6 protein-coding genes are annotated in these 6,792 nt (G+C 31.9%); 5 read left to right on the plus strand and 1 reads right to left on the minus strand.

What is annotated here, in order from left to right; translation table 11 throughout:
* Positions 1-111 precede the first annotated feature (111 nt).
* Positions 112-315: a M15 family metallopeptidase gene (locus FYJ83_RS18925; RefSeq protein ID WP_154443052.1), complete on the plus strand. Its 204-nt coding sequence runs from the start codon at positions 112-114 to the stop codon at positions 313-315.
* Positions 316-400: 85 nt separating this feature from the next.
* Here the strand turns inward: FYJ83_RS18925 and FYJ83_RS18930 are convergent, their stop codons facing one another.
* The gene (locus FYJ83_RS18930; protein WP_154443053.1) at positions 401-2,542 is read right to left on the minus strand and encodes a molybdopterin-containing oxidoreductase family protein; all 2,142 of its coding nucleotides are present in this window, start codon (positions 2,540-2,542) and stop codon (positions 401-403) included.
* Between the two features lie 379 nt (positions 2,543-2,921).
* On the opposite strand from FYJ83_RS18930, the gene FYJ83_RS18935 reads away from it, so the two are divergent.
* The 4 genes from FYJ83_RS18935 (at position 2,922) to FYJ83_RS18950 (ending at position 6,683) form a co-directional block, all read left to right on the plus strand.
* A complete protein-coding gene (locus tag FYJ83_RS18935; RefSeq protein WP_216585605.1) occupies positions 2,922-4,022 on the plus strand; it encodes a glycerol dehydrogenase in 1,101 nt (366 codons plus the stop codon).
* 242 nt (positions 4,023-4,264) lie between these two features.
* Positions 4,265-4,651 carry a LapA family protein gene (locus FYJ83_RS18940; RefSeq protein ID WP_154443055.1) on the plus strand — a complete coding sequence of 129 codons (387 nt, stop codon included), beginning with the start codon at positions 4,265-4,267 and terminating at the stop codon, positions 4,649-4,651.
* 514 nt (positions 4,652-5,165) lie between these two features.
* Entirely contained in the window at positions 5,166-6,047 is an 882-nt protein-coding gene (locus tag FYJ83_RS18945; RefSeq protein ID WP_154443056.1) for an ATP-binding cassette domain-containing protein, read from the plus strand.
* Between the two features lie 15 nt (positions 6,048-6,062).
* On the plus strand, positions 6,063-6,683 hold the full coding sequence (locus FYJ83_RS18950) for a hypothetical protein (RefSeq protein ID WP_154443057.1): 621 nt from the start codon (positions 6,063-6,065) through the stop codon (positions 6,681-6,683).
* The last annotated feature ends 109 nt before the right edge of the window (positions 6,684-6,792 follow it).

Genomic DNA, 6,792 nt, shown 5'->3' on the forward strand with positions numbered 1-6,792 from the left:
ATTTAATCAAGGATCGCTATCGCTTTCCTCCTTGACAAAATAATTACTAGCAATTTAAGAAAACCACAGCATTATTCAGAGAAAATTTTTCAGAGGTCGTGTCACATATGTTTGACTTCTCTAGAAAATAGCAAACATACCAAAAGACGTGCATTTGACATTTGTGAAGATAATACTGATGAACCCTATGGAGATTTGGAGTTTTTTAGAAAATGTGCAGAAATTGGGAAAGAAGTAGGACTTACTCCAGGCTATTATTTCAAAAATTATCAAGATATGCCTCATTATGAATTAAATAGATGGTGGTTACAGTGATTCTCAAGTGTATCCCATTTTATTATTAGCTTTTAATTACCCCTTAAAGAAATGGATAACTATCTATTTCTTTAAGGGGTTTATATTATTTCTTCTTAGAGTCTAATTTTTCCACATCACATAGTAAAGCTTTGTAAATAGGGAATCCAGAAATATAGTCACAATTTTCATCATCAGTTAAACGATTAGTATTGGACTTTGCCCAAGCTTCAGCTTGATAATCAGAGCCACCACCCATATTCAATTCTATTTCACCTGATGGAATTTCATCAGTAACTTTAGCCATAAATTCCACCTGATCCCTTTTAGTTTTAACCCATACCTTATCTCCATCTGCTATATTACGATTTTCTGCATCAGCTGTATTGATCCATACCAAAGGTTCTGGTTGAATTTTTAGTAAGCCAGATATATTTAAAAATTGTGAACGGAAGGTAGTAGAGATACGTGCTCCTGTATTTAGAACTAAGGGATAAGTTTTTGCCAATTCAGGTTGACTTACAGGACTCTCTGTTGGTTCCATATATTCTGGCAATCCTGGATATCCAAACTCTTCAAGTAATGATGATTTAATTTCAAATTTCCCAGAAGGTGTAGGAAATCCTAACTTGCCATCTTTACGAAATTTACCACTTTCATATTTTTTAAAAGTCCTTTCAGGTACAGGATATTTAACGAAACCATCTCTATTTAATTGCTCCGCCAACTCTTTGCTTCCCAAGGCTCTTTCAAGAAGCTCAAATTCATCTTTAGGATAATTTTCACCATATCCAAGCCTCTTTGCTATATCATGTATAATGAAAATATCTGTGCGTGCTTCACCAATTGGTTCTACTACACGACTTCTTTTTCTAATAGTTGATCCATGTACAACATAGGATTCATCTTCAAAATATGTAGTTGCAGGTAATACAACATCTGCATACTTACAATCCTCTGTAAAGTATCTATCTATTACAACAAAAAATTCTAATTTAGATAGAGCTTTAGCAAATTTATTTGGATTTGGATAGCTGGTTAAAATAGATGAACCTAAGTTTAATAAACCCTTTACTGGATAAGGATTATTTTCTAAAACTGCTTGAGGAAATTTCATAAAATGGGCATTTTGCATTAATTCGCAGAATAAAGGATATTCATTGGCACCAATAGGTTTTTTATCTGGTTTTTCACAGTAAATTTCTTTTACTCTATTTAGCTTTGCTGGTGAATTTAATAGTATGCCTCCTGGAATATCTATTTTTCCTAATAATGCCCAAATAGTATAAACTGCTCTTATGGTTTGTACTCCTGAATTGGAATATTCTAATCCAGTATACATTACTAAGGTAGTCTTTTCTTCTTCTGCTATTTGATAAGTTAGATGACGTATTGCCTCTGGATCTAATCCAGGAATATCCGCCCATTCTTCAAGTGTTTTAGAGGCAACATAGGATTTAAGTTCCTCAAATCCTTCAGTCCATTTTTCCACAAATTCTTTATTATAAAGATCTTCTTCTATAATAATTTTTAAGATTGCAAGTGCCAATGCCCCATCTGTACCTGAACGAACCAGATAATATTCTTCAGCTCGTTTACATATATCAGTTTTAAAATGGTCAATTGCAGTTATCTTAGCACCTCTGCTTACAGCGGCTTGAATAGCATGAAATTGGAATTGAGGGGATTTGGTAATTGGATTAGCCCCCCAAACTACAATTCGATTTGCATTGGCTATATCTGGTAAAATGCTATTACCATAAGCACCAAAGGTTGTAATTGGAGCAAATGCTCCAAAGGAATTATAACATACTGAACCAACACTTGATACATTAGGTGATCCTAATGGCAGAAAAAAACCTGGAACGGCACGGTTTTCCGGGTTTACAATCCCTAGAAAGTCTGAAGTGCTTGCTTCGAATCCACCACGACCTGAATGGTTAATCAGAGCCTCTGGTCCATATTTTTCCTTTATCTTCAAGAATCCATGGGCAACATAATCTAATGCCTCTTCCCAGCTAGTTTCTCTAAAAATTCCTTCTCCTTTTTCATCTACACGAATAAGAGGTTTTTTCAGCCTATCTGGAGAATAAAGAATTTCTTTTGCAAATTTTCCTCTTAAACAAAGAGCGCCAAAAGGTTCATCTTTTGCAGGAAAAATATCAATTAAATTTCCATCTTCTAAATTAACATCAACTACACAAGAACCAGGACATACTCCACATATTACAGATTGTTTAACTTCCATATTAATAGTACCGCCTTTCTACATTTTATCTAATTTTAAAACTGTAAGTAAGTAGGATTAGATTTTTATATATAATAATTGATTTAATAAGATTTTTCTAATATTGGTTTTAGGCAATATTAACTCTTATATTCATGCTATTACTTAGACATTACAATTTTATTATATTTACTTTTTTATCTCCAATAAATAATTTCTATACCATAACCATTGGTATAGAAATTATTAAACTTAAAGTATATAAAGGATGAGATTATATCAGTAGCTTTATCTTATCTATATGATATATCTAAATATAAAACATATCTATGATTTGTTAATTAATTACCAAATAAGGGTATGATAACTAACAAATAAAAATTATAAAGGAGTGTTGTTAGTGACAAAAATCATAATTTCACCAGGGAAATATATACAGGGTACTGGAGAGTTAAAGAGAATTAAAGATCATATAGGTAATTTAGGAAAATCGTTTTTTGTTATAATTAGTGAATCAGGTTATAAAAGATTTGGAGAAACTGTGAAAGAAAGTTTTGGGCATTCTACTAATATTCATTTTGCAAAATTCAATGGTGAATGCTCAAAAGGGGAGATAAAGAGACTTGAGGAAGAAGTTAAGACAATAGGTGCAGATACTATTATAGGCATAGGTGGAGGGAAAATTCATGATACTGCAAAGGCAGTTGCTTACTATCAAAATATGCCAGTAGTCATAGTTCCCACTATTGCAAGTACTGATGCGCCATGTAGTGCATTGTCTGTACTATATACAGATGAAGGAGAATTCGATGAATACCTGCTTTTACCTAAAAATCCAGATGTTGTACTAATTGACTTAGAGGCAGTTGTGTCTGCACCTGCAAGATTAATTGTTGCAGGAATGGGAGATGCTCTTGCTACAAAATTTGAAGCTAGAGCTAGTTTTCAATCAGGTTCCACTACTATGGCCGGTGGACTTGCTACAGATGCTGCTATTTCTTTAGCTAATTTGTGCTATAATACTTTAATAAATGAAGGATTAAAGGCAAAATTAGCTGTAGAAAAAAATGTTGTAACTAAGGCTGTGGAAAAAATAGTAGAAGCAAATACTCTTTTAAGTGGTCTTGGATTTGAGAGTGGTGGACTTGGTGCTGCTCATGCTATTCACAACGGATTAACAGTTATAGAAGAAGCTCATGTTTTATATCATGGGGAAAAAGTTGCCTTTGGGGTATTGGTTCAATTAGTATTAGAAAATGTTTCTATGGAGGAATTAAATGAAGTATTGTATTTTTGTAATGAAGTAGGTCTTCCAACTACCTTAGCAGACTTGAATATGTCTGATGTTCCAAAGGAAAAATTAATGGAAGCAGCAAAATTAAGTTGTGTAGAAAGTGAAACAATTCATTATATGCCATTTAAAGTAACAGCAGAAGATGTATACGCAGCAATATTAGTTGCTGATGTCATAGGAGAAAATTTTAAGAAACAATATACTTAAAAATATAATTACTGCATATGTATATAATTATTTAAGTGATTAAATTAATAGAGCCTGTCTATAGAAATATATGGACAGGTTCTATATATATAAATACCCTCACTTTATATTTTTCATACTTAATGTCAAACCATAGTTATAAAGAACAAAATAGATAGATAAGTACTTGTAGGAATAAAGTATTTATATTATAATAGTCATAAATTATAACTAGGAGATGTATTAGATTAGGGGAGATTTTGATGAAGCTTAAAGTAAACATGGAATTCAAATTTATAATATCGCTATTATTTTCTGTTTTAGTGGCAATATTTGCTATTCAAAATGCAAGGAGTGTTGAAATCAATTTCTTATTCACTAAGTTTACGATTTCTCAAGCTGTTGTAATCTTAGGTTCTGCTGTTATAGGAGCTTTAATTGTACTTTTATTAGGTATTATTAAACAAATAAAACAAGGTGTGAAAATAAAGCAGTTAAAGAAAGAGATAGAGATAATTACAGAAGAGAGGAATAAACTTCAAGCAAATATAGATGAATATTCCATATCAAGTATAGAAGAAGAGAAAAAAATAGAATGTAATAATGAAAAAGCTATATTAGAAAATGAGGACATCATTGAAGTTCAATAAATAATAAGATTAAAATTAGAAATAACTGAGTATAAGTAAATAAAAAGAAAAAGCTCTATATTTTGATGAAATGCTTAAAGCAAATCAAAATATAGAGCTTTTTCAGATAGAATTATAAATTTTTATGAATCAAGTTTGGAATTTCTTAATGTTGTAATTAAAATTAAGAAAATAGGTCTGATAGTTCATTAAAGGCTATCAGGTATGTGTTACTTATTTTCCATTAGGATGATAACAACTGTACTTTGGTTGATAAAGCTGGTTTTTTGAAATAGGAAATATTAAGAAAACTTCAAGGTTATTTTGAAAATCTTAATAGTTTTTTGATAAATAGATAAAAAAAATGGGATATAATAAACTCATATTTATAGTAAAGGATTTTGCATCGAGGAAATGGATAGTGAAGAAATAATGATTTTTTCAAAAAAAGAGGAAGAGATATGTCAGCAACACTTACAAAAAAATGAACACCTTAAAATATTAGAATCATTATAAAAAGAAATGAGGGATTAAAATGGAATTAACTTTGGAAAATGTTACTATGCAATTTAAGAAAAAATCAGTAGTTGACGGATTTACAATAACACTTCACCCTGGAATTTATGGATTTCTGGGGGCAAATGGAGCTGGAAAGACTACACTTATGAGAATCATTGCTACACTTTTAAAGCCAACAGCAGGAACTATTTTGTGGGATGGGAAAGAAATACACAAGATTAGAGAAGAATATCTCGGAGTTTTGGGATATCAGCCACAACTTTTTGGACATTATCCGAATTTTACGGGCTGGGAATTTATCGATTATCTTGGAGCAGTAAAAGGTCTTTCGAAAAAAGAAACGGAAGAAAGGGGAAAAAAACTTTTTGAAGTCATGGATTTGACGGAAGCTTGGAATAAAAAGATTCGCACCTATTCTGGAGGAATGAAACAACGTCTAAATATAATTCAAGCTTTGCTGAATGACCCGAAGATTTTGCTTCTTGATGAACCGACAGCAGGGCTAGATCCGAAACAGCGTTTAAAACTGAAGAACTATCTTGCTTCCATTTCTTCCAATCGGATTATTTTGCTCTCTACTCATATTACTTCAGATGTGGAAAGTATTGCAGATCAAATTATTTTTATCAAAGATGGAAAACTTATTTGTTCGGGAAAAGAAGAAAAATTACTCATGGAAATTCAAGGAAAAGTTTGGGAGTATCCCATAACTGAAAAAGAATTGTTAAATTTGCCATCTAATGTTCAATTAATTGGCTATCATCGAGATGGGGTAGAAATACGAGCAAAAGTGGTTTCTGAACAATCACCGTCTAAAGATGCACTTCCGAAAGCTCCAGTTTTGGAGGCACTTTATCTTTTCTATAATCCAGAAGAAATTGATCATGGAAGAAAGTAATAGGAGTGGATTTGAATGTTGCGAATGGTTCAGACGGAATTACGACGAATAACATATTCTATGGTTACACGAATCGGCATTCTCCTTGTTATTTTTTTCGTACTCTTGCTTTTGTTTTTAGATATTCAAAGTGTAGAACGTTCAGTAAATGATAAGCAAATCCTAATGGGAATCGAGGCAAAGCTTCAAGAGAGAAAATGGGCAGAGGAAGTTGATTATGGTGTGATTACTAACGAGAAAGTGAAAGAGGATTTGGATTTTTTAAGAAAGCACTATGAACAGGAGAAAAAGATTTCTCGTAATGATATGAAGACTTCTCTACCCTCGAAGGTTTATTATTCTCATTATCTTCCTCGGGAATCCTACTATTTGTGGGTGCAAGAAAATTATCTCGGCTGGGGGAGCTATGGCAATGAATTCAGCAAAATCTTGGAAAACCAATCCTTACCGTCTTTTGAAGAAGGACGGGTGGAGAGAGTAAAAAAGATATTGGATAAAAACAAATTTCAAGGAAAAACTCGCGAATTTTTATTAAAAATGGAAGAAAACTCTCGAAGTCCTTATGAGTACGGATATTTTGAAGGATGGGATTGGGCATTTAAATTTCTTTATTTTGTTCTGTCAACGACAATCTAATTCTACATAAAAAAGTCATTTAAAAAGTGCAGAGAATTTATTTATTTAAAAGAGTATTTGTGATTTCTTTTCTAGAAGACATATACTCTTTTCTATCTTTTAATCTGTA

This window comes from Tissierella pigra, assembly GCF_009695605.1.
In the GTDB taxonomy this organism is placed as follows: domain Bacteria; phylum Bacillota; class Clostridia; order Tissierellales; family Tissierellaceae; genus Tissierella; species Tissierella pigra.

Coding starts and splice junctions, on each gene's coding strand:
- FYJ83_RS18930 (WP_154443053.1), bottom strand. CDS start 2,542: ATGGAAGTTAAACAATCTGTAATATGTGGAGTATGTCCTGGTTCTTGT.
- FYJ83_RS18945 (WP_154443056.1), top strand. CDS start 5,166: ATGGAATTAACTTTGGAAAATGTTACTATGCAATTTAAGAAAAAATCA.
- FYJ83_RS18950 (WP_154443057.1), top strand. CDS start 6,063: ATGTTGCGAATGGTTCAGACGGAATTACGACGAATAACATATTCTATG.
- FYJ83_RS18940 (WP_154443055.1), top strand. CDS start 4,265: ATGAAGCTTAAAGTAAACATGGAATTCAAATTTATAATATCGCTATTA.